The sequence below is a fragment of the Maribacter sp. genome, assembly GCF_049667165.1.
Taxonomy (GTDB): Bacteria; Bacteroidota; Bacteroidia; order Flavobacteriales; family Flavobacteriaceae; genus Maribacter_A.
The window spans coordinates 1-1573 of the sequence record NZ_JBATHS010000363.1 but is presented as its reverse complement, the minus strand read 5'-3'; the positions used below and the strand labels follow the sequence as shown (position 1 = coordinate 1573).

General features: G+C 52.6%; 1 protein-coding gene. It reads right to left on the bottom strand.

What is annotated here, in order from left to right; all coding sequences use genetic code 11:
• On the bottom strand, positions 1–1573 hold a 1573-nt coding region (locus tag WBM98_RS16445; RefSeq protein ID WP_424367108.1), incomplete at both ends, for a methyl-accepting chemotaxis protein.

The window sequence follows — 1573 nt, the reverse complement described above, 5'->3', positions numbered from 1 at the left end:
GCTGAAGTCTCTTCCGCCAGGGCCGCATTCTGCTGGGTCACCTCATCCATACTGGTCACTGCCATATTCACTTGATCGATTCCGGTCGATTGTTCATGACTGGCGGCGGCGATCTCGGAGATGATATCCCCCACCCTCTTTACTCTGGTCACTATCTCATTCAAGGTTTCACCAGACTCATTCACTAATTGAGCTCCGGCCTTAACCTTACCGGCGCTGTCCTGAATCAGCTCCTTGATCTCCTTCGCTGCGGTTGCACTACGCCCAGCAAGGTTACGCACTTCGGTAGCAACCACAGCAAACCCTCGACCCTGCTCTCCAGCTCGCGCGGCTTCCACTGAAGCGTTCAAGGCCAGCAGATTGGTCTGAAATGCGATCTCATCAATCACACCAATAATTTCGGCAATCTTGTTACTGGAGCCGTTGATCGCCTCCATCGCATCCACAGCCCTGCTGACCACATTGCCTCCATGTTCAGCCGTCTGTCTGGCGCTGGCGGCGAGCTGATTGGCCTGCTGGGCATGGTCAGCATTGTTGCGCACCGTACTGGTGAGCTCCTCCATGCTGGAGGCGGTCTCTTCCAGGCTGCTGGCCTGTTGCTCGGTGCGGGATGATAGATTTGTATTACCTGATGAGATCTCGCTGGAAGCAGTAGTAATCACATCAGCCGATTCACGCAGATCGACAACGATCTTTTCCAGATTTGCAATGGTTTCGTTGACGCTGTTTTTCACCTCACCAAAAGTCCCAACATAGTTGCGTTGAATGGGTTTGGTGAGATCGCCTTCCGCCACCTTACGCATTGCAGCGGCGATATCGGAAAATACATTATCGATACCATCGATCAGATCGTTGATGCCACTACCCAATTGCTGAAAGAAGCCCTCTTTTCCCTGCAGATTAATGCGTTGAGTCAGGTTACCCGATTTTGCCGCGGCGACGATGTCGTCGATCTCCTGCTCGACCAACAGCTCATCAGTGATGTCGTTCCACTGGGTTATCCTGCCATGGTACTCCCCATCGGCATCGAAGACCGGACTGGTGACCAGTTCGAAGGTGTGTCCCCAGGCGCTGAAGCGGGAGGTTTTGGTCTCTGTGAGTTGCTTCCGGTACATATCCCGCAGCTGATCGTCCGGGAAGAATTCGGCTAGATTAGTCCCGATCAGGTCATCGGTATTGAAGCTACGGCCCCTTTCCCTGATATTCTCAGCCAAGGTATCGAACAACTTGTGCCCAGCCTTGTTCATAAAGATCAGCGTATTCGCCTTGTCGGAGAGCGTCACGCTGCTGGAGACATTCTCCAGAGCGATCTTAATGCGCAGATTCTCAGATGCGGCCACGACCACTTCATGCAGGTCATAACCCAGACGGGACTGCATAGTCAGCATGGATCTGAGCAATTTACCTGTCTCGTCATCACGTTCAATTTCGATCTCATTGTCATAGTTGCCATAGGCAATTTTTTGGGCGATTTCCGAAGCATGACTTAGCGGTTTGGCCATGGAGCGACTGATCATGAAGATGATCCCCAAACCGATCAGCAGCGCAATGCCCCCTATGAGCAGAGCAAAGT